The organism is Streptomyces antimicrobicus, from assembly GCF_020532625.1.
In the GTDB taxonomy this organism is placed as follows: Bacteria; Actinomycetota; Actinomycetes; order Streptomycetales; family Streptomycetaceae; genus Streptomyces; species Streptomyces antimicrobicus.
In genome coordinates, this window is record NZ_JAJAUY010000023.1 from 14280 (window position 1) to 35213 (window position 20934).

The window sequence follows — 20934 nt, forward strand, 5'->3', positions numbered from 1 at the left end:
CCAATATGCATTTCGCCGCAGCGGCGAAGGCCGCGCTTGAGAAGCGTGCTGGCCTGATCAATGAGCTTCGCTCCGTCGAGGCCGACACCACCCTGTCGGAAGCCGAGAAGCGAGAGCGCGTCGAGCGCATCGACGTTGACGTTCGCGCCCTGGAGGCCGAGGCCCGAGAGTCCGTCGAGCGCGCCGAGCGTGAGGCGGAAGTCCGCTCCCTGGCGGAGCGCGCGGGCGGCCTGGTGCTGCCGGGCCCGTCGGGGTTCCGCGCTGGCGAGCGCGACGAGGCCGCCGAGCTTCGCGCGGTCGCGCGCGGCGAGCTGCCGGGCGTCGACTTCGACCTTCGCACCGCGACCACGGGCACGGCCGCGAATGCGGGTAACACCAAGCCCGTCACGTTCGTAGCCCAGGTGATCGAGGCGATGCGGGAGCGTTCGCCGTTCCTGAACCGCACGCGGATCCTGACCACGGGCGGCGGCGAGACGATGGAGTGGCCGGTCAAGAACGGCCGGCCCACCGCGGCCCAGGTCGCGGAGAACACGGCCTACGGCAAGTCTGACGGGTCGTGGACGAAGACGAACATCGGCGCCTACAAGTACGGCGTGCTCCTGGAGGCGACTCAGGAGATCGTGGATGACTCCGCGCTCGACATCCTCGGCATTCTCGCCCAGGACGCGGGCGAGGCCGTCGCGGACAAGGTGGTCGCTGATCTCCTGGTCGGCGATGGCTCCTCGAAGCCGTGGGGCTGGATCACCCGCGCGGCGGCCGGCAAGACCGTGGCGAACACGGCAGCGCTGACCGGTGACGCCGTAATCGACCTTCAGCACTCGCTCCTGTCGCCGTACCGCCGGAACGCCGTCTTCATGATGAACGACAGCACCCTTGCCGTGGTCCGGAAGCTGAAGGACTCCACCGGCAACTACCTGTGGCAGCCGTCCCTTCAGGCCGGCGCGCCGGACATGCTGCTCGGCACTCCGGTCCTGACCGATCCGAACGTGGCGCCCATCGGCGCGGGTGCGAAGGCCATCGCGTACGGCGACCCGAGCAAGTACCTGACTCGCCAGGTGAAGAACCTTCGGGTCGTTCGCAGCGATGAGTACGGCTTTGACCGCGACGTGGTGGCCTTCAAGGTCACCTGGCGTGGGTCCGGTGACCTCTTCGACACGGCTTCCGTGAAGACGCTCGTCACCACCGCCGCCTAATCGCAGCTGATGAACGACTGGCCCGGTCCCTTCGGGGGTCGGGCCGGTCTGATTCCCGGAGGATCCAAATTGATGGTTAGGGGTGTCCGGGCCAATTCCGGACTGATCAACGGGGTTCCCTTCCCGAAGGTCGGCGAGCTGGTCGAGCTGGACGCCGCTGCGGCTTCCGCCCTCCTCGCCGACGGGTGGGTGGAGCCGGTGGCCGAGACGGCCGGAGAGACGCAGGAGACGCGGGTTACCACCGCTCCCGAGAAGCGCGGTCCTGGCCGGCCGCGCAAGGCCGCGTAGGGGGAACTGTGCGGTTTCTGAGCGGTAGGGCCGTCACCCTTCGGCACACCTTCCTCGATGACGAGTCTGTGATGACCGTCCCTAGCGTGACCGTGACCGTGCGGGACGCGGCGGGCGCGACCGTTTACACGGGCGCCGCGACAAGCTCGGGCAGTGGGTGGACAGCGAGTCTTCCGGCCCAGCCGGAGGGCGTTTACACGGTGGAGTGGACAGCCGGCGCGACGGCGACGGACCGGGACACCTTCGAGGTGGTCGGCGGCTTCCTCTTCACCCTCCCCGAAGCCCGCGCGTCCGACATGGACCTTGCCGACCCTGGGCGCTTCCCCACGGTCGAACTGCGGCACTACCGCGAGGTAGTTGAGGATGAGTTCGAGAGGATCACCGGCCGCAGCTTCGTGCCCCGAACGGCCCGTGTCGAGGTCGAGGCGGACGACACCCGGAGCCTGTTTCTCGGCTACTTCGACTTGCTCGCCGTCAAGGCCGTCAGTGGCCCTTCTGGGGCCGTGGATGTCTCGGGGTGGGCGGTAGGCCCCTCGGGGTCCATCCGCGCCCCGTACGAGCTGGCAGACGGCGACCGGTACACGGTCACGTTCGCCTACGGCTTCGCCCAGGTCCCCGAAGACGTGAAGCGCGCGGGGCTTTTGCGGCTGCGGTCCGTCCTCACGGCTGAGCGAAGCGGCATCCCGGATCGGGCGACCGCCTTTGTCGCCGCCGAAGGCGGCAACTTCACGTTGGCCACCCCGGGCCGGAACGGCTATGAGACGGGAATCCCGGAGGTCGACGCGACTCTCAGCCGGTACAAGTACCGCATCTTCTACGACGTGTTGGGGGCCTCCCGGTGAGTACCAATGCGTTTGCGGCGAAGGCCGCGCTCCGGGACCTGATCAGGGCGGTTCCGGCCCTGGCCGGCTACCAGGTGACTTGGGGCTACCCCTTGCGGAACCCGGAACGCCGATGGGTGTTCGTGGGGGAGGTGCAGTGGCCGGATTCCCAGTGGGCGACCAACCGAAGCCGCGAAGAGGTATTCGAGGTAAGCGTGATCGTGAACTGCCAGCTCTCGGCCGCCACCTCGGAAGAGGTCGAGTCGGAGCTTCAGCGCATGGCCGCCGGGATCGAGGACGGCATGAAGTCGGTCCCCAATCTTGGCATTCCGTCCGTCGTAACGACGGACTTCGTACCGAAGAAGCTTGTCAGCTTCCCGTCCGACCAGGTCTATGAAGGCCAGTTCGAGGCGGTTGTTCGCGTGAAGGCGAGGCTCTAGTGAAGACCGTTGTCTATGGCGGCCCCTATACAGCGGTTGACATTCCCTCGCTGGGACTCACCGCGGAGAAGGGCGACCCTGTCGAGGTCGCCGAGGACGTAGCAGAAACGCTTCTTCGTCAGGGATGGCAGGAAGTCAAGGCGAAGAAGGAGACGGGTAAGTAATGCCTACTATTCACGACTCGTATTTTGGTGTCGCGGACGAGAGTACCTATGGCACCGCCGTGGCACCCACGAAGTTCTTCGAGTTCACCGACGAAGGCCTTGAAGGCAAGTACGAGCGCATCGACTCTGAGGCGATCCGCGCCGGTACCCGCGTCCTGCGGAGCGACCGCTTTGCACCGAACCCGAAGGGAGCCGAGGGTGACGTGAAGATGGAGGTGCTTTCCGGAGGCTTCGACTTCTGGCTTAAGCACATGATGGGCAACGTCGTTTCCGGCGCCCCTTCGGGCGGCTTCATCACCCACACGGCGACCGTCGGCGACCTTAACGGCAAGTCCTTCACTGCCCAGGTCGGCCGCGTCGACAACACCGGCACGAAGGTGCCGTTCACGTACGAGGGCGGCAAGGTCAAGGAGTGGGAACTCTCCAATGCCGTCGACGAGCTCCTGAAGCTGTCCGTCGGCCTGGACTTCGCGAAGGAAACCATCGGGGCCGGCAGTGGCGCCTATGCCCTCGCGGTCCCTACCTACGTCGCGAACACGAAGCTCTTCAGCTTCAGCGGCGGCACGGTCACCGTGGGCGGCTCCGCGTTCGAAATCTCGGACTTCTCGCTGAAGGCCACGAACGGCCTGAAGGATGACCGGTACTTCATCCGGAGCAGCGGCAAGAAGAGCGAGCCTCTGGAGTCCGACCTTCGCAAATACGAGTGGAGCCTTAAGGGCGAGTTCAGCGGCACGGCCCAGATCAATCGCGTGGCTTCGGCCATCGCCAGTGGTGCGGTAGCCGATATCACGGTTCTTTGGGATGGGCCGGACGGATCGCAGTTCAAGGTACAGATGCCGTTCAGTCGCTTCGATGAAGGCCCCGTCAACGTGGGCGGCCTCGAAGTGGTCGAGCACGACCTTTCCGGTCTCGCGCTGACCGACGGCGCAGCCTCGGCGGTGACGATCACATACAAGGCTCTCCAGTGACCCACCCCCTTTTTTGCCCGATAACTAGTATTTGGAATCCAGTGACGGGGTGACTGGGCTATGCCGGTCGAAGGCATATACGGAAACGTCGAGGGCCTTGCCCAGTTCACCCGCGCTCTCGCGCGAGCTGGCAATACCGGTGTTCGCGACGAAGTCAAGCAAGCGAACTTCGAGGTCGCCGACAAGCTGACGGCTGCCGCGAAGGCGAAGGCGGCTGGCCTGTCTCGCCAACAGAGGTCGGCCGCCGAATCCCTTCGAGCAACCAAGACGCAAAACTATTCGGCTATCCGGATGGGTAGCGCACGTAAGCCCTACGCCCTCGGTGCCGAATTCGGAGCCAAGCGGCTCACCCGAACCGGAGCAATCGCCCGAGGGTTTCAGCCGTGGCGGGGAAACCAGTTCGACGGCTGGAACGGCGGGCCTGGCTACTTCCTTCACCCATCTATTCGGGAGAAGGGGCAGCAGTTGATTAAAGAGTACATGGACAAGATCGAACGCCTGATGTCGGAGGCCTTTCCCGAATGACCAACGCAACCGAAACCGTGTCCCTCCGCGTCGACCCTGACGTTCTCACGATCGGCGACCTCGAAGACTTTGAAGAGGTCGTGGGGGCCCCGATCTATGACGTGCTCTCGCCCCGGCCGGTTATCGGACCGGACGGTAAGAAGGTCCTGGACGAAAAGGGCCGTCCCGAACTCGAAACGAAGATCCCGACGAAGGCGCTGAAGGCGCTTATCTGGATCACCCAGCGGGCCGAGAAGCCCGGATTCTCTCTCGATGACGCTCGCAACGTCCGCGTTTCCGCCCTGGAACTGGTCGCCTCCGAGGACGGCCCGGGAAACGCCGAAAAGCAGAACGCCTAAGGGATCGGGCTGCGTTCTGCCGGTTCTACCGCATGACTCCCGGCGACGTTCGGCTCATGACTGCGGCCGAATATCGCGCTTTCTGCGACTACATGAACGAATACCACGCTAACCGGGAGTCTTACTGATGTCGGATTCGAGAACGCTCCGCGTTGTCATCACCGGCAACGCGTCCTCGGCCGAAGAGGCGATAGAAGGGCTGGCCGAAACCTCCCAGGACGCGGGCAACGAGCTTGACGCCATGGGCGGAAAGATGGGCCGGTTCAGGGGCGCCATGGCCGGCATGGGGGCGGCCGTCCTGGCCGCGCTTCCCCTGGCCGCACTCGTCGCGTTCTCGAAGGGCCTGGACGAGATCCACAACCGCGCGAAGTTGGCCGCTTCGATGGGCCTCACCGGCAAGGACGCGGAACAGGCTGGCAAGCTCGCCGGCCAGCTCTACGTCAGCGGCTTCGGCGAGTCGACAGCGGAGACAGGCGAGATCGTCCGGAGGGTCTCCCAGGACCTGAACATGGGCGTCCACGCCGTCGACTTCAAGCCCGTCGCTAGCAAGGTCGCGGCCATCTCCGAGGTCATGAACCAGGAGATCGGCGGCACGACCAAGGCCGTTGCGAACCTGATGCGCAACGGCCTCGCGAAGAACGCTGACGAAGCGCTGGACGTGGTAGCCGCGGGCTTCGTGAACGGCGTCGACAAGTCGCAAGACTTCCTGGACACGCTGAACGAGTACACGGCGCCCTTCAAGCGTCTAGGCCTTGACGGCCCGAAGGCCGTGGGTCTCCTCTCGCAGGGCCTGAAGGCCGGTGCGAGGGACGCGGATTTCGTTGCGGACGCTCTCAAGGAATTCAGCATCCGCGCCATTGATGCTTCGACTACCTCGGCGACGGCTTACGAAGAACTGGGCCTGAATGCCGAGGAGATGACGGCGAAGATTGCTCGGGGCGGGGCTGAAGCCGAGCAGGGCCTTTCGCTCGTTCTTGAGCGGTTGCGGGGCACAGAGGACCCGGTGAAGCGGAATGCCGCTGCCGTCGGGCTTTTCGGTACGAAGGCTGAGGATCTCGCCGATTCGCTTTTCGCGTTGAACCCGCAGACTGCCGTGCAGTCTCTCGGGAAGGTTAAGGGTGCGGCTCAGCAAATGGCCGACACCATGCACCACAACGCTGCGGCGAAGGTCGAAGGGTTTAAACGGAAGCTCGAAATGGGCTTCACCAACGCCGCAGCCTCGGCGATCACCTCCTTCGAAAGCGTAGGCCACAAGCTGGCCCCAGCCTTTCAGGCGATCGGGCAAGTCCTTTCGCCCTTTGTCCAGGGCTTGCAGCTCGTAGGACAGAAGATCAGGGCCAGCTTTGACACCGGCGCGGCCCGCGTAGCGCTAGGACAGTTGACGGCGAAGCTCTCCGGAATCTGGGCGGCTGTCGGCCCCGCCCTTCAGCAGTTCGTTCTTTTCTTCCGGACAACGCTTATGCCGGTCTTCCAGGAACTCTGGCTGAAGGCGCAGCCCGTGCTAGTGCAGCTCTGGCAGACCTTCATGACGTACCTCGACTTCATCAAGACGTCGATTCAGGTCTTCGTCACCACGGTCCAGGTCCTTTGGTCCGTTTTTGGAGGAACGATCCTTCAATACGTGCGGACTGCCTGGTCTGCCGTGTGGCAGGTCATATCGGGCGTGCTCTCCGTGATTCAGGGAATCTACAACGTCTTCATCGGCATCTTTACTGGAAACTGGTCAAGAGCCTGGCAAGGCGTGAAGCAGATATTTTCCGGAGTCTGGGAAGTAATAGTCGGCGTCTGTCGTGCGGTTACGAACACCATAAAGACAGTCCTGCGGCTTGCGCTCGACGCGGTGAAGGCGCTTTGGTCTGCCGCCTGGAACGGAATCAAGTCTGTCTTCTCCTCCATCTGGAGCGGCATCACAGGCTACTTTTCCAACGCTCTCGGCAACCTCCGTGCTAACGCGTCATCCGGCGTCAGTGCGGTGAAGAGCTTCTTCGTAAACGGATTTCAGTCTCTTTACGCCGCCGTTCGCGACAAGGTCAGTTCTGTCGTCGGTGTGGTAAGGGAAATCCCGGGCAAGGTGTCGGGCGCTCTGTCCGGCCTCGGCAGCACCCTGACGGGCATCGGCCGGAACATCATTCAGGGACTCGTTAACGGCATCCGCGGCAGCCTCGGCGCGGTCATGAGCGCCGCCCGCGCAATCGTGGACCAGATCCCGGGCCCGATCAGGAAGGCCCTCGGTATTCACTCGCCTTCGAGGGTTCTCGCCGAGATCGGCAAGTGGATTCCCGCAGGTCTCGTCAAGGGAATGCTGGGCGGATCGAAGAAGGTCGCAGAAACCTCCAAGAAGCTGCATGAGCTGGTCACTAAGGCCTTCAAGGGCAAGGAGATGACCAGGGGTGCGGCGACCATTCTGCACAACTACATCTCCCGTCAGAACAAGCGGCTGATGGCTCTCGCGAAGACGCGAGAGAAGATTCAGGAGCGTCTGACGGCGGCCAACGACAAGCTGGCCGGGCTGAAGAAGGCGAAGGCCGAGATGGCGTCTTCGATCGCTGACAAGGCGAACAACTTCGGCTCCTTCATGGGCGTCTTGGATACGGCCCAGTACGGGGACAACTCTGCGAACGCCCTTCTGGCGCGCCTTAAGGGCAAGCTGAGGGTGATCGCCAACTTCCGGAAGAACCTTCAGACGCTGGCGAAGCGCGGCCTCGGGCCGGGCATCATCAGCGAGATTGCCCAGGCCGGCCCCGAGGAAGGCGGCCAGATGGCCCACGCCCTTCTCAACGCGGGTGGCGGCCAGATCAAGGAACTGAACTCGACCTACTCAGCCATTGGCAACCAGTCGAAGGCATTGGGCAAGTTCGTTTCCGGCAACTACTACGACGCCGGGATTGCCGCCGCAACCGGGGTTGTCAAGGGGTTGAAGGCGCAGGAAAAGAACGTCACGAAGGCTATCCAAGACATGGCTAAGGCCATGTCGGACGAGCTGAACCGGTGCCTGAAGCTCATCGCGTCCGGCAACTATTTCACCTTTATGGGGCGAATCATCAGGTTGGGCTACGGCAGGGGGAAGCCCTGGGACGGGCCAGACTTCCGGTGGAATCGCAAGCCCGGCATGAGGCCGCCGGGTGGCCTCGCTAACAGGTCTATATCCCATGCCAGGCCGACGCGGGCGGCCCCGACAGTGCATGTGACCGTTCAGGGCAACGTGACGGCCGAGAAGGCGCTAGCCCGGTCGATTGCCACCACCATTCGAGACGAGATCGTTCGCAGCGGAAAGCGGAACGGGGGAAGGACGGGACTCTAAGCATGGCGACGATTCCCAAGGTCACTGTCGAAATCGCTTTTGACGGTGGCCCCTTTTCCTCGTCCTATTCGTGGACGGACGTCAGCGACTACGTGAAAGGGTTCCAGGTCAAGCGCGGTCGAAACACTGAGCTGGACCGGATCGAGGCCGGAACCCTTTCGCTCACGCTGGACAACAGCGACGGGCGGTTCACGCCGGGTAAGAAGAACTGGGGAGGCAACCGGCTTACGGCCTTCGCCGGGAAGTACGCGTGGGACCTTACGGGCCGCGCCAACAACACGATCATGTCGCAGATCAACATCGGCACGGTGGACGACGACCAGCGACAGCGCGTCATGGCCCGGACCGTTTACACGAACGGCAAGCCGGTCTCTTGCTATTTCTCCGTGCGCTGGCTCGACAGCGGGGGCAGCACCCTGCGATGGGTGATCGGCACGCGCTTCGTCGCCGACTCCTCCCCGGCCGTTTACACGCACGAAGAGGCCCCACCAGTGGGCACGGCGACCGCCGTCCTCTACATCTACGCGGACACCTACCCCGAGGGGAACACGGGCCTTACCGCCTACGGGGAAAAGGCCGAGTGGTCCAAGACTCAGCCCTACTACCCCAACGTGGTTCCCCGCCGACGGGTACGCGTCCGCACAGCCAACCTCGCCCCCAAGGACCTGTCCACGGGTGGAGACGTATCCCGCACGTCGCTCCAGTTCTCGACCACCCACAGCCCTAGTGCAAGCGACAAGTGGGTGAAGGTGCCGAAGACCGGAGCGGGGTCGATCTCCGTGAAGCTGGGCGACAACGGCCCCGATGACTTCGCGAGTTCGATCCGGTGCGGCTACTCGTCCAGCGGGCGGCCGGTCGGCCTGGCCCGCGTAAGCCCGAACCGGGTCTACGCGGCTTCCGGCTGCGCCCGCCTCGCAGGCACGTCCCGAGACGTGAACCTGATATCGCGCCTGCGCTGGTACGACAGCGCGGGCACCTTCCTGTCGACCAGCTCGGCCGGCCCCACTCTCGCGCTCACCTCAGAGCGAGGAAACCTGGTGCTCAACCCGAGCGTGTACGACCTCACGAACACGCAGCTCTACGGTTCGTCGTCCAACATGACCCGCGTCCGGATCACCACCGACGCGCACGCGGGCTCGAACTCCATCGAGCACACCCACATCGCTGACGGCGGTTCGGCGGGGACGACGTGGACCATCGAGCCGGCCACGGCCGGTCAGACGGTCAGCTTCGGAGTCTGGGTGAAGATCCCCGCAACGGGGATCACCGCGGGCCAGCTGGCCTGGCGCAACGGGACGACCACCCTGCGGATCAACCCGATCAGCCCTTTGCCCGCGCCGGACACCTGGGTTCGCCTGTCCGGCACGTACACGGCGGCGGCCGGCCAGACCATCGACCGCGTCGGTATCGCGTTCACCGGCGCCAACGGTACGAAGTGGCTCGCGGACGCCTGCCAAGCGGTCCTTGGCCCGACGCTCCCCGACTACGGCGACGGCACGTTCAGCGGTTGGCGTTGGACCGGGGAGCCTCACGCGTCGCCGTCGTCCACCACCGCGGACGACACGGTTCCCGGATCGTGGTCCGCGCTACCGCTGGTGACGGCCACCGCGCCCGCCGGTGCGGCCTGGGCCGGTATCGAAGTGGGCTCCCAGGGAGGGGATGCGGAAGCGTCCTTCTATCTGGATGAGATGCAGCTCGAAGAGGGCGACGCGCTCTCGGAGTGGAATCCGGGCGGGTCGGTCTTCCACGGGTACATCGAGAAGTGGCCCGTCACATCGGAAGGCCTGACGGCCGAGGTCGAGGTAACCGCCGTGGACGGGTTCTCGGTCCTCTCGAACACTGATATCCGGACCGCGATGCAAAACCAGATCCTTACCACGAAGCCGCTGGGGTATTGGACCCTGGGCGATCCTGTGGGGGCGACCAGGCTGGAAAACCTCGCGAACGACTTGCAGCCGGCCAAGCTCGTCCCCTCCAAGTACGGCGGGGGCACCCCGCTACTCGGGGCCGACTCCGTCGTCCGCAAGGACGAGACGACTTGCTACAGCCTCGCGAACGTAGCGAGCGATCAGGGGACCGTGGTTGATATCTGCGAGGGCGGGACAAGGATCTACCCGCTGTCGACTGAACTGACGGTCGCGTTTTGGTGCCACCCGGTATACCCGTCATCGGGGCAGACACATACACTGTTCCGTTCCTGGTCCGATAACGGAAACGATGGCCTGAAGGTCCAACTCGATTCGTCGGGCAAGGTAATTGCGACGATGCGATTTGTCGAGGGCATTTCGTCGGCGACCTCCACCGCGTCGCTCTCTTCTTCGAAGCCTTCATTCGTGGTAGTCAGCGTGAAGTCCGGCTATACGTCGATCTGGATCAATGGGGCTCTGGACATCAAGAGCGACCTCGGATCCGTGATGGATCTCGACGTTCGCGACATGCGTTGGGCCTCGCTGGCCGGCGCCCAGTCGAGAAACACCTATGCCGAGTATGCGAACGGCCGATATGGCCACCTGGCCTTGTGGGATCGCCAGTTGTCTTCCAGCGAGATATCCAGCTTCTGGAAGCTGGGCGACTACAACGGAGCCGTGTTCGCCGAGGACGAGAAGACGCGCATCGAGCGCATAGCCGACATGGCGAACTATCAGGGGGAGGCCTCCTACGACGCCGCCAAAAGCTCCCTACAGGGGCCGGACTGGTCTACGGGGGCAAGCGCACTGGAAGAGCTTCAGAGGGCCGCCGAGGACGCCTCCGGATACATCTTCATGGACGGTGACGGACGGCTCACGTACCACAATCGGGATCGGCGCCAAGGTGCGGTGGTGCGCTACGAGTTGAGCGACAGCCTCGGCCTGCCGTACGAGCCTGGTCTTCAATTCGAGATGGACGAAGACCGGATCATCAACGAAGTCACGTACAAGCGCACCAACGGTATCGAGGGCGTCCTGAAGGATCAGGCGTCGATTGACGCCTACGGCCGGAAGTCGAAGTCCATCGAACTCCGGGTCACGTCAGACAGTGAAGTGCAGGACGCCGCATACACGCTGCTCAACCATTACGCGACACCCCTTGTCCGATGCGAGTCAGTCACGCTGAAGGCGAGCGCCGTCCCGGCCCTTTTCCTCCTGGTCCTGGGTGTGGAGATCGGCGACCGAATCACCCTGTCCGACCTGCCCACGCAGGCACCGGATTCCAGCCTTGACTACTACGTTGAGGCAGTATCCACGGACGTTTCAGTGGACGGCGGAACGCTGGATTGGGTAACCACCCTTTCCCTGTCTCCTGCCGAGAATTCCGATGTCTGGGTTCTTGAAGACGCCACGCTAGGCCGACTCGACCGCACATCGGTCCTGGCCTACTAACACCCGCCACACCAGAAGGGCGCCCCACCGGGCGCCCTTCTGCTTGCCCCCTTGGAGAACCGCCGGCATGGCAACCGTTCCCGCAACTCAAAGCTTTCTCGCGGGCGAAAAGGTCACGGCTGCGAAGCTCACCGCGGCGACGAAGACCCCGCTCGACTTCCTCATGAACCCCCCATGTTGCGCCGTTTACACGGCTACCGGAATCGCCTGCACTAGTGGCACTTCCACGCTGGTCACGTTCGACACGGAGAGCTGGGACACCGATTCCATGCACTCGACGGTAAGCAACACCAGCCGCGTCACGATCAACACCCCGGGCCAGTACCTCGTCACGTTCTACGGGCGATTCCCCTCGAACGCAACGGGCTATCGGCAGCTCAACTTCCGGAAGAACTCCAATGGAAACCCGTCCGGCGGAAGCACCATGAGCACAATCGCTCTCGCCGCAGTGAACGGCTCCCAGACTTTCATTACCCGCACGTTCGAACTCAACTGCCTCGCAGGCGAGTACTTCGAACTGTTCGCCTTGCAGAACAGCGGCGCGTCTCTAACGCTCGACTCCGGGCAGCGGGTGACCGGCATGGAATTCCGCTGGCTCGGCAACTGATCAACTAAGGAACCCCGTGGACTATCTCGGCATCGCCGGATGGGCCTTCGGCGCCCTTGCCGCACTCGGCGCACTCGGCGCCGCATACGTGCGCGTCCGCTCTTCGGTCGACAACGCAACGGCCGAGATTTGGAAGGGCGAAGCCGAAGCGCAGAAGGCCCGAGCCGACCGGCTCGAAGCACAGCTTGAAGAACTCAGCGGCCGTGTCGCACGCCTCGAAGCCGAGAACCGGCACCTTTCCGAGCTTGTCACTGGACAGGCCGCTATCGCTGATCTGAAGGCCATCGTCACGGCCCAGCATCAGGAACTTATATCGCTCATTCGAAACGAAGGAAGCTAAGCATGGAGTTTGTTCAGGCTCGCTGGTACGGCCCTGGCCGCTCGGTTCCGATCCGCGTGATCGTAATTCACGACATGGAGGCCCCCGAGGGCCCGAATACGGCCGAGAACGTCGCTCACTGGTTCGCGACCATGAGCGCGTCGAACAAGGCCAGCGCGCACGTATGCGTTGACGCCAACTCTGCGGTCCGTTGCGTCGCCGACGGTGACCGGGCCTGGCACGCGCCCGGCGCCAACTCCGACGGCCTGGGCATCGAGCTTGCCGGGTACGCGCGGCAGACCCGCGAACAGTGGCTCGACCAGTACTCGAAGGGCGTACTGGAGAACGCGGCCCGCGTCGTGGCCGGTTGGTGCCAGAAGCACAACATCCCGGCGGTCAAGCTCACCGCGGCCGAGCTGGCGGCCGGCAAGCGCGGCATCGTGGGCCACCGCGACGTGTCCGCCGCCTACGGCCAGACCAACCACACCGACCCCGGCCCCAACTTCCCCTGGGACTACTTCCTGTCGCGTGTAAACGCGCTCATGGGCAAGCCGGCCCCGACGAAGCCGAGCACCCGCCCGGCCTTCCCGGCGGGCCTGAAGCCCAACAGCTCGACCCCCTCGGCAAAGCCTCTTCAGCGCGCCCTGAAGGCCGCGGGCTTCATGAACAAGACCGTCGCCGAGTCCGACAACTACGGCCCCAAGACTCAGGAGTCCGTCGGTCTGTTCCACCGCAAGTACCCGCAGTACGCCGCCCAGGGCTCCACCTGGGACGTGGCCATCGGCCCGAAGGGCTGGAACCACCTCTTCACCCTCGCCTACGGCAAGTAAGGATCCCCATGCTCATCAAGAAGCACCCCGCCCGCATCTACGCCCTGGCCCTCGCCGTCCTCGGCCTGGTCGCCGCCTACGGCATCAACGTGCCGCAGGCCCAGGTACTCGCCGTGGTCGCGGCCGTCCTCGGCCTGGTCGGCGGCGAAGCCGTCCAGCGCGTCGAGGACGCAAAGACCGCCGATGCCCTGCTTACCCCGTCGCCGCTTCACGGCGGCCTCGCAGGCGAGTAGCGCACACAACGAACCCCCCACGCCCCTTCGGCGTGGGGGGCTTTCGTCGTCCTGCAGGACGTTTACACGGCGCACCCCGCGACCGTCTGATTCCCTTGTCTGGATGTGCCCTTGACGCGGACCGCACCCGCCCTAAGGGTCGATCCCGTAGAAGTCCGTGGAACTCGTATGGCCCGGGAGGCTGCTGTGTCGCTACGGTTCATCGCTAAGGACCCGAACACCGACGGGGCCAACTGCCCCACGGTCTGGGTGGATGAGGAGAAGCAGGAGTTCGTGTTTCAGGGTTGGGACGCGGACGCCGAGACGTTGGCCGAGTGCCTGAAGGCTGGCCCCATCCCCGAAGGTGAAACCGTCGTTCGGCTGCCTCTGCGGATGGCCGACGCGCTTAGGAAGGCTTGTGATGCCGCGACCGGCACCGCCGTTCACTGAGCTGCTGGCGAACTGCCAGCGCTCCGCCGTGCACCTGGAGATGCGTGACAGCTACCAGGACCCCGACGAAGCGCCGCGCGTGGCCGCGTGGAAGGCCGGCTATCGGCCCGATCCGAACGATCGCGCGTCCTGGTGGCGACCGTGGCTCGACATGGTGGCGGACGCTACCGCCCGCGGCGTGTCCTTCCGTCGAGCGCGGATCGTGTCCGAGCCGGTGAGCGAGTACACGCGGTACCTCTACGACGGCACGTTCACGAACGTGGCCGCTGGCGAGGAGATCCGCTGGCTTTCCCGACGTAACGCCTCGGACATCGCCCTGCCCGGGAACGACTTCTGGGTGTTCGATGACCAGGTGGTCCGGTTCGGCTACTTCTCAGGCGAGGGTGTCTACCTGGGGGATGAAGTGGACGAGCGGCCCGAGGTGGCCAAGCTGTGCACGACGGCCTTCGGGGCCGTCTGGGATCGAGCCATCCCGCACGACCGGTACACCATCTGAGGCGCGACACCACCGATGGCCCAATCACCATCGTCCAGCGTCCAGGCGGCCCGCGAGGCGCTCGCGGAGCGTCTCAAGAACATCCGCCTGGACGCTGGCCTTAAGGCGCGGGAGGTCGCGGCCCGCGCCGGCTGGTACCCCTCGAAGGCAAGTCGGCTGGAGAACGCGACCACGCCGCCGTCAGACGCCGATATCCGCGCGTGGTGCACCATCTGCGGCGTACCGGATGAAGCCCCCGACCTCATCGCCGCCTCTCGCTCCGCTCAGAGTGCCTACGTCGAGTGGAAGCGGCTACAGCGGACGGGCCTCCGTCGACTCCAAGAGTCGTACGTCCCCCTCTACGAGCGCACGCGGGCCTTCCGCGTCTACTGCTCGAACGTCGTGCCGGGCCTACTCCAGACGCCCGGGTACGCCACCGCGCTCCTGTCGGCGATCACCGACTTCCGGCAAACGCCGAACGATGTCGCGGAGGCCGTTGCGGCCCGCGTCGACCGGGCCCGCATCCTCCGGCATGGGGATCACCGGTTCGCAATCCTGGTGGAAGAAGCCGTTCTGCGGCAGCGCCTTGGCGACGCCGAAGTGATGGCCGGCCAGCTCGGACACCTCCTCTCGGTCATGTCTCTTCGGTCGGTCTCCCTCGGAGTGGTGCCGTTCACGGCCGACAGGCGCATGTGGCCACTGGAGACGTTCTCTATCTACGACACGGCGCAGGTGCAGGTGGAGACGCTGACGGCCGCCGTCAACGTCACTGCGCCCTCGGAGATCGCGCAGTACGTCAAGGCCTTCGAGTGGCTGTCCGACAGTGCCGTCTACGGCGCCTCCGCGCGAACCCTGGTGACGGATGCGATCGGCGCCCTCGGCTAACTCGCGTGGAAATCCGTAGAACTTTGTGGAGCCCAACTCGCGGCCCTTCGTAGCGTGTTCATCACAGAGCGCAGCTACAAGGAGCGGGCGGTCATGGCGAGTGAGACAACAGCGGTACGGGCGCGGAGCGCCATCGAGCGCGACGCCGAGGAACTGGCGGCTCTCATCGAGAAGGGCGGCTTCTGGAACCTGGCACCGGACTGGGTGCCGAGGGCCGGCTACCTCGCCAACCCGCCGAAGAGCGTCCTGCGGCGCGTTGAAACGGGCTTGCGGGGCCTGCTGTGAGCGCGCAGGCGGCCGCCGCAGAGGTCTCGCCGCTGGAGCCGACCCCGGTGGGACGCTGCCAGCATTGCCGCCTCTTCGCCTGGCAGCGTGAGCGCGCCCGCGACGCGGGGGACGCGGTCACGGTCGCCAACATGAACGACCAGCTGCGCCGCCACCCCCACCGGCGGTTCTCGGACTGGAGGGCGAAGTGACCGACCAACCCGACGCGCTCGCCCAGGGCGACGCGCTCGACACGGTCGAGCCGCAGCACGACCAACCGGCGGAGGATGAGAGCGCCGTCTTCGCATCGCTGCGGCGCAGGGTGAGCGCCGACAATCGGCGGATCGCGGAGCACGGCTGTATCGGGCAGTGGTTGTGAGGCATGACCACTTCGGCGGAATGGCTGAAGCCGAAGCGTCGGACTTCCCGCGCGCTCTACCCGAAGCCAAGCGTGATCGAGTGGATGACCGAGAACGGCACCATCTGCGGGGTCTGCATCGACACCCGCGGCATCTGGTGCCCCGATTGCTGCGGCTTCGAGGGATGCGCGCAATGCCGCTGGACGTACAAGGTGCCGTGTCCGGCGTGCCGCGGGGGGACCAAAGAGCCGATCCACCGGTACTGATCCGCGCGGCGTGTTCCCTGAGCGTCTTCGGCATCTCGGCCGGCATGGGCCTGGTGCTCGCAGTCGGCTTCGGCGCCCGCTAGGGCGCCCACAAACTCCCGCTTCCTGCCACATGGCCGACCGTTCCCCCCGGCCGCACGTTCCTCACCGTGCGCGGCAGGAAGCGGGGTAGAACCCCTCCCTTCACGGGGAGGGCAGCACACCGAACACCCACACACCAGGACGAAGACCATCTAGGAGACAGGCATGGGTTGGGGTACGGGTAAGGGTGGATCCTCCGGCGGAGGATCCGGCAGCAACGACGGCGGCCAGGGCAAGCACTCCGGGGGCAAGGACCCGGGCACCTCCAAGCCCAGCCCGGACACGCAGAACCCGCCCAGCGGCGGGAAGCACAAGAAGTGACCGATCACCACCGGAGTCCGGAGCAGGCCGCCACGCGCGGCCTGCTCCGGGCCGTGTCCGATGACCTCGGCCACGACGTGGCCCCGGAGTGGCAGAAGGCGGCCCTGGCCGTCCCCCGCCACCACTTCTTGCCTGATCGGATCTGGACGGACCAGGACGGCCGCTATGCGCCCGTGGACCGCATGGAGGACGCCGCGGACTGGTTCAGCGCCGCGTACGCGCTCGCCCCTGTGGTGACACAGGTCAACGACGGAGCCGAGCCGGACGGACGGGATGACGTTTGGCCCTCTTCGTCCGCCTCCCACCCCACGGTGGTGTTCCGGATGCTCGAAGGTGCCGACATCTCGCCCGGCGCGAAGGTGCTGCACATCGGCACCGGTACCGGCTGGGACACCGGCATGATCAGCCACCACATCGGCGACGCCGACGTGGTCAGCATCGAGGTTGACCACGCCTTGGCCGACCGGGCACGGGACGCACTGAAGCACCTCGGCTACCGCCCAACCGTGGTGTGCGGTGACGGCCGCCTAGGCTGGGGCCCCCGGGCGCCGTACGACCGCGTGTTGGCCACATGTTCCGTGCGGCGTGTCCCGCCGCACTGGATCGCGCAGACAAGGCCAGGCGGCGTGATCGTCACCCCCTGGGACAACCCGTGGATCTGCTGGGGCCTGCTGCGCCTGGTGGTCGACGGCGACGGTGCGGCCGTTGGCCGGTACAGCCCCCACAGCGCCTTCATGCTCATGCGCACCCAACGCCAGGATCTCCTAATTCACCGCGACGTGGTGAAGGACGAGCACCAACCAGAGGAGTCGGTCACGACCTTGCCGCGGCGGGCGGTGGTCTCGGGTGACGCCGCCTTCGCCATCGGCCACCGGTTGGGCGACGTCTGGCACACCTGGCAGGACAATCCCGTTGATGGCGTGGCCGACCGGCTGTGGATCGCGACCACGGACGGTACATCCTGGGCGGCGGTGGACCACGACGGCGGGGAGAGCGACGACTTCACCGTCTACCAGTACGGCCCCCGCCGGCTGTGGAACGAGGTCGAGGAAGCTCACCACTGGTGGGTCGGGAAGGGGCGTCCGGGCCCCGACCGGTTCGGCCTCACGGTCGGCCCACAGGGGCACCGGGCGTGGCTCGATGACCCTGCCGAATCCTGGCCTCTGCGCTAGGCTCACGGGCCCCGAGGAGAGGAGCGCAGTCGTGGACGATGGTGATGAGCCGCTGGAACTCTGGGCGGCGTGCCGCGATGCGCTGCGCCGGCCGACGGGGGAGATGAAGGCGGTCCTGTTGGACGGCACCGAATCTCCTACGCACGTACGTCCTTCCGAGCCCCGGCTGATCCTCCGGTGGGACGGCATCGAATGGCTACCCCAGTCGATCGCCCCCGACTATGCCGCCGCACAGCGCGTTGTTCACGGCATTCGCGGTGATGGCGTGATGGGGTAGGTGCAGGTCGCTCGAAGCCCGGTACGCGGTCCGGGAATGCCAGGGAAAGCAGAGAGGGGCGCCCCTTAGGGCGCCCCTTCTCGCATGTCCGCGGGCAGCGTTTAAACCGTGCTGATTGGCCGGCTGTGGTTACTCGCTCAGGTCCCGGGCCTGCTCCCACTCGGTCACGTTCCAGGCGTCCACCCGTACGACATGGACGCCGTGACCGGCGCTGAAGTACGCGGCGCGTACCGCCTGGCCGGCGTGCGCCGCAACGTCCCATAGAGAGGGCACGCGGACGGTCATGGTCCACTCGCTCACGCCCGGCCAGAACTGAGCGGTCGCGCCGTAGTCGACCAGCTCGCCCGTGACGGTGTCGAGAGCGTCGGGAGTCACGGCCAGGTCGAGGCCTTCATGACGGACGCGAACGATGGCCTGGTATTCCTGCATGGTTTAAACCTTCTTCCTCGCTGACACGGTGAAGGGGGCCGGTCTCCCGGCCCCCTGGTTCGAGGCTACAGAGCCCCGAACCGCTTTGCTACGGCCTCATTGTTGCGCTGGCCCCTGCCTCCGGTGTTGCGGCTAATCCATTCGGCGGGCTTCAGCGGATCCTTCGGCCAGCACAGCCAACCGTGATTCCGGCGCTCTACCTTGAAGCCCGCGGCTTCTATGGCTTTCGCCAGTCCTTCTGGAGTCCGCTTCACCTTTGCCACGATGTCGCCCTTCCTGCTGTTCTCTCGCTGACAAGGGAGACGTTACTAGTATTTGGAATATCTGTCCAGGCGCCCGGGTGAGTGGTGGTGGTTGTTGTTCTTCGTCTTTGCGTTACCCCATGCCTCGGGTGCCCTGAGCGGGCGGGAGCGGGTTGGACCCCCCCTTGAAGCAAGCAATAGGCCCCCCATTGATGGAGGTTGCTCACTTCAAGAGGGGACCTAGGGAGACAACACGCGTACCTCGGTACGCCCGTCGAGGCTCTCGCTTTCAGGACCGGTTAAGGGAATTAGCCTCACCGCAGGGCCGGGATGTGTGACGAATCCAGGGGCCGCCTGCCCGACCCCTCTGCGGGGCCACCGGTCCGGGCCTGCCTTCACCCGGTTCGTTCGTCACTCGGTAAGCCTCTCGTTCTCTACCTCCCGGGGCTAACGGGGTCGGTCTTTTGGTGAGGCAGAGCCGTTCTCCTACTGCCGACTGTTCTGGACTCCCCGCGTCGTCAGCGCGGGGCCGCAGGGCGGCTTCCTGGGGCCGCTCTCCCTTGGCATGTCGTCTCCCCCCGGTGCCATCCGTGGGGCCGTCCTGCACGGCCACGGCCGCCCTGGTGAGCAGCCGTGCGCGACGGACGTTACTAGTATTGAAACTAAACGCGCAAGCTAGACTTGGAGTGATCAAGGGCACGCGTTTACACACCCTCCAAAACGCAGCTTCGAGGCATGAGGAAGGCCCCCCGCTCAGGGCGAGGGGCCAGGGCCGGACGCGGGCCGATTGCGGCCCTACACCTCTCGGCTGTCGACCAGCCGGCACAGGCCCGGGGCGCGCACTCGGCCTTCGCACACGTCGCAGTCGCAGGCATGCAGGCATACGTGGCAACCGGGTTCGTCGCAGTACGGATCGGGTCCGTGCCAGGTGTGGGCCGGATCGGGTTCGGGGCACCCCCACGCCGCGCAGCTTCGGTCCTTCGCCCAGGTCGGGTAAACGATGTGTTCGCGGCGGCCGAGGAAGCCGTGAACCAGGGGCGTGCCAGGGCAGGGGAAGGCGGCCCTAGAGGCGGCGTCCGGGTCGAGCCACGCCGCGCGGCAGCGGGTGCACTGTAGGCGCCCCTCGGGGCGCCACCTGGGCGTGTGAGAGGTCATGGGGGGTCCCTTCGGGAATGACGAAGGCCCCCGCCGCAGCGGGGGCCTGGTCGGGGCTTGCGTCTGGCGCTAGGCGGCGTGAGCCTTCGCGTACGCCTCCTTGATGTCGGCCGGTACGCGGCCCCGGTCGTTTACCTCCAGGCCCTGGCCCTTCGCCCACGCCCGGATGGCCGCCGTGTCCTCGGCAGGCTTGTTCGAGCCCATGCGGCGAGCCGCAGTGCGGGCGCCGCCCATCTTGCGGCCAGCCCCCACATACGGGGCCAGCTCGTCCCGGAGCCGCGAGGCGTGCGCGTCGTTCAGGTCGATCTCGTACGTCTTCCCGTCGAGGGCGAACACGACGGTCTGAGTGGCCTCGGAACCGTCGAGGTCGTCAATCAGCTTAATTTCGACCTTCTGGGCCATGGTGGGTTCCTTCTCCGAAAACAGTTCGATTACGTCGGACTTCATATCAGCGTGGCAACGACAGCCGCAAGCGATTCTGCTCACCGTGGCGACAGGGCACACGCTATGTTGCCCCGTCATGCACCACCCGAGCTTCACTGGGTGACCAGCTCTCCGCCGTGCGCCCGCGCGTAGGCCTTCAGGACGGCATCCGGGATACGCCCGGTGTCTTTCACCGTATGACCGTTCTGCCGCGCCCAGGAGCGTACGAGGGAGCTGGAATCCGTGGTCATGGTGACCGTGGGGGCCTTAGCGATGGAGGCCGCGAAGATGGGGGGCTGAACCGCCGGGGGCTCCCAGGCCGGCCACGGGTCATCGGACATGGGTTCCTCGCCGTCCTCGGCGACCAGCTCGACCAGCTCGGCACGCACGGGCTCACGCTTCTTCAGCAGGTGCGTGAACAGGTGGACGGCGAGAGGGACCGCCAGGGAGGGCACCCCGCGGATTACCGGGCCGGGAACCGTCTCGGGAAGGCTGTTGCTCCAGAGGCTGTAGGCGAAGAACAGGGCGGCCAGGGTCCACGGGTAGGCCGTGGCCCGCCATCCGAAGTCGCGAAGCCGGTAGGCCACCCAAACGGCCACCGTTACGAAGCCCTCCACGATGAGCGGGTATATGGGGCTCAGGCTGTGACTTCCGGCGCTATCCAGGTAGACATCCCGAAGCGCTTCATACGAAAGCGTGAAGGCTCCCGCAGCGATTCCCGCTACGACGCTGGCGGCGGCCTTATCGGTCTTGTGCATGGTTCCCCTTCC

At 65.5% G+C, this 20934-nt stretch carries 27 protein-coding genes; 24 read left to right on the top strand and 3 right to left on the bottom strand.

The genetic code is table 11. From position 1 onward, the window contains the following. Nucleotides 1–5: 5 nt before the first annotated feature. From LG632_RS08890 to LG632_RS09005, 24 genes are all read left to right on the top strand, one after another. Nucleotides 6–1193: a phage major capsid protein gene (locus LG632_RS08890; RefSeq protein WP_226726326.1), complete on the top strand. Its 1188-nt coding sequence runs from the start codon at nucleotides 6–8 to the stop codon at nucleotides 1191–1193. Nucleotides 1194–1265: 72 nt separating this feature from the next. Further along, nucleotides 1266–1481, top strand: a complete 216-nt coding sequence (locus LG632_RS08895; protein WP_226726327.1) for a hypothetical protein — start codon at nucleotides 1266–1268, stop codon at nucleotides 1479–1481. An 86-nt stretch (nucleotides 1482–1567) separates the two neighbouring features. Next, a complete protein-coding gene (locus LG632_RS08900; protein ID WP_226726328.1) occupies nucleotides 1568–2323 on the top strand; it encodes a hypothetical protein in 756 nt (251 codons plus the stop codon). After that, the gene (locus tag LG632_RS08905) at nucleotides 2320–2742 is read left to right on the top strand and encodes a hypothetical protein (protein WP_226726329.1); all 423 of its coding nucleotides are present in this window, start codon (nucleotides 2320–2322) and stop codon (nucleotides 2740–2742) included. The genes LG632_RS08900 and LG632_RS08905 overlap by 4 nt, the downstream gene beginning before the upstream one ends. Then, nucleotides 2742–2906 carry a hypothetical protein gene (locus LG632_RS08910; protein WP_226726331.1) on the top strand — a complete coding sequence of 55 codons (165 nt, stop codon included), beginning with the start codon at nucleotides 2742–2744 and terminating at the stop codon, nucleotides 2904–2906. Before LG632_RS08905 ends, LG632_RS08910 begins: the two co-directional genes overlap by 1 nt. Beyond that, nucleotides 2906–3874, top strand: coding sequence for a phage tail tube protein (locus tag LG632_RS08915; RefSeq protein WP_226726333.1), 969 nt, complete (start codon nucleotides 2906–2908; stop codon nucleotides 3872–3874). Before LG632_RS08910 ends, LG632_RS08915 begins: the two co-directional genes overlap by 1 nt. Nucleotides 3875–3934: 60 nt before the next feature. Further along, nucleotides 3935–4399 (top strand): hypothetical protein, encoded by a 465-nt coding sequence (locus tag LG632_RS08920; protein ID WP_226726335.1) that lies wholly within the window; start codon nucleotides 3935–3937, stop codon nucleotides 4397–4399. Beyond that, nucleotides 4396–4737 (top strand): hypothetical protein, encoded by a 342-nt coding sequence (locus LG632_RS08925; RefSeq protein ID WP_226726336.1) that lies wholly within the window; start codon nucleotides 4396–4398, stop codon nucleotides 4735–4737. The genes LG632_RS08920 and LG632_RS08925 overlap by 4 nt, the downstream gene beginning before the upstream one ends. Nucleotides 4738–4864: 127 nt before the next feature. Continuing rightward, complete coding sequence (locus LG632_RS08930; RefSeq protein ID WP_226726338.1) at nucleotides 4865–8038, top strand: phage tail tape measure protein; 3174 nt, start codon at nucleotides 4865–4867, stop codon at nucleotides 8036–8038. Nucleotides 8039–8040: 2 nt separating this feature from the next. Next, nucleotides 8041–11397: a LamG-like jellyroll fold domain-containing protein gene (locus LG632_RS08935; protein ID WP_226726340.1), complete on the top strand. Its 3357-nt coding sequence runs from the start codon at nucleotides 8041–8043 to the stop codon at nucleotides 11395–11397. 67 nt (nucleotides 11398–11464) lie between these two features. Beyond that, on the top strand, nucleotides 11465–12004 hold the full coding sequence (locus LG632_RS08940) for a hypothetical protein (RefSeq protein WP_226726341.1): 540 nt from the start codon (nucleotides 11465–11467) through the stop codon (nucleotides 12002–12004). Nucleotides 12005–12020: 16 nt separating this feature from the next. Continuing rightward, nucleotides 12021–12344 carry a hypothetical protein gene (locus tag LG632_RS08945; protein WP_226726342.1) on the top strand — a complete coding sequence of 108 codons (324 nt, stop codon included), beginning with the start codon at nucleotides 12021–12023 and terminating at the stop codon, nucleotides 12342–12344. Nucleotides 12345–12400: 56 nt separating this feature from the next. Continuing rightward, a complete protein-coding gene (locus LG632_RS08950) occupies nucleotides 12401–13153 on the top strand; it encodes an N-acetylmuramoyl-L-alanine amidase (RefSeq protein WP_308108152.1) in 753 nt (250 codons plus the stop codon). Between the two features lie 8 nt (nucleotides 13154–13161). Further along, nucleotides 13162–13386 (top strand): hypothetical protein, encoded by a 225-nt coding sequence (locus LG632_RS08955; protein ID WP_226726344.1) that lies wholly within the window; start codon nucleotides 13162–13164, stop codon nucleotides 13384–13386. 186 nt (nucleotides 13387–13572) lie between these two features. Beyond that, nucleotides 13573–13815, top strand: coding sequence for a hypothetical protein (locus tag LG632_RS08960; protein ID WP_226726398.1), 243 nt, complete (start codon nucleotides 13573–13575; stop codon nucleotides 13813–13815). Further along, nucleotides 13787–14311 carry a DUF6879 family protein gene (locus tag LG632_RS08965; protein ID WP_226726345.1) on the top strand — a complete coding sequence of 175 codons (525 nt, stop codon included), beginning with the start codon at nucleotides 13787–13789 and terminating at the stop codon, nucleotides 14309–14311. Before LG632_RS08960 ends, LG632_RS08965 begins: the two co-directional genes overlap by 29 nt. Before the next feature lie 15 nt (nucleotides 14312–14326). Beyond that, on the top strand, nucleotides 14327–15175 hold the full coding sequence (locus tag LG632_RS08970; protein ID WP_226726347.1) for a helix-turn-helix domain-containing protein: 849 nt from the start codon (nucleotides 14327–14329) through the stop codon (nucleotides 15173–15175). A 54-nt stretch (nucleotides 15176–15229) separates the two neighbouring features. Beyond that, entirely contained in the window at nucleotides 15230–15460 is a 231-nt protein-coding gene (locus tag LG632_RS08975; protein ID WP_226726348.1) for a hypothetical protein, read from the top strand. After that, entirely contained in the window at nucleotides 15457–15651 is a 195-nt protein-coding gene (locus tag LG632_RS08980) for a hypothetical protein (RefSeq protein WP_226726350.1), read from the top strand. Before LG632_RS08975 ends, LG632_RS08980 begins: the two co-directional genes overlap by 4 nt. Continuing rightward, nucleotides 15648–15818, top strand: coding sequence for a hypothetical protein (locus tag LG632_RS08985; protein ID WP_226726352.1), 171 nt, complete (start codon nucleotides 15648–15650; stop codon nucleotides 15816–15818). The genes LG632_RS08980 and LG632_RS08985 overlap by 4 nt, the downstream gene beginning before the upstream one ends. Before the next feature lie 3 nt (nucleotides 15819–15821). Next, nucleotides 15822–16064: a hypothetical protein gene (locus LG632_RS08990; RefSeq protein WP_226726353.1), complete on the top strand. Its 243-nt coding sequence runs from the start codon at nucleotides 15822–15824 to the stop codon at nucleotides 16062–16064. A gap of 246 nt (nucleotides 16065–16310) precedes the next feature. Next, a complete protein-coding gene (locus tag LG632_RS08995) occupies nucleotides 16311–16466 on the top strand; it encodes a hypothetical protein (RefSeq protein WP_226726355.1) in 156 nt (51 codons plus the stop codon). After that, nucleotides 16463–17638, top strand: coding sequence for a methyltransferase domain-containing protein (locus LG632_RS09000; RefSeq protein WP_226726356.1), 1176 nt, complete (start codon nucleotides 16463–16465; stop codon nucleotides 17636–17638). Before LG632_RS08995 ends, LG632_RS09000 begins: the two co-directional genes overlap by 4 nt. A gap of 31 nt (nucleotides 17639–17669) precedes the next feature. Continuing rightward, the gene (locus LG632_RS09005) at nucleotides 17670–17915 is read left to right on the top strand and encodes a DUF6087 family protein (RefSeq protein ID WP_226726357.1); all 246 of its coding nucleotides are present in this window, start codon (nucleotides 17670–17672) and stop codon (nucleotides 17913–17915) included. Between the two features lie 129 nt (nucleotides 17916–18044). On the opposite strand, the gene LG632_RS09010 is transcribed toward LG632_RS09005, so the two are convergent. The 3 genes from LG632_RS09010 to LG632_RS09020 form a co-directional block, all read right to left on the bottom strand. Then, nucleotides 18045–18344 (bottom strand): hypothetical protein, encoded by a 300-nt coding sequence (locus tag LG632_RS09010; protein ID WP_226726358.1) that lies wholly within the window; start codon nucleotides 18342–18344, stop codon nucleotides 18045–18047. A 1466-nt stretch (nucleotides 18345–19810) separates the two neighbouring features. Then, on the bottom strand, nucleotides 19811–20143 hold the full coding sequence (locus LG632_RS09015) for a histone-like nucleoid-structuring protein Lsr2 (protein WP_226726359.1): 333 nt from the start codon (nucleotides 20141–20143) through the stop codon (nucleotides 19811–19813). 134 nt (nucleotides 20144–20277) lie between these two features. Continuing rightward, nucleotides 20278–20922, bottom strand: coding sequence for a DUF2637 domain-containing protein (locus LG632_RS09020; RefSeq protein ID WP_226726360.1), 645 nt, complete (start codon nucleotides 20920–20922; stop codon nucleotides 20278–20280). Between the last annotated feature and the right edge of the window lie 12 nt (nucleotides 20923–20934).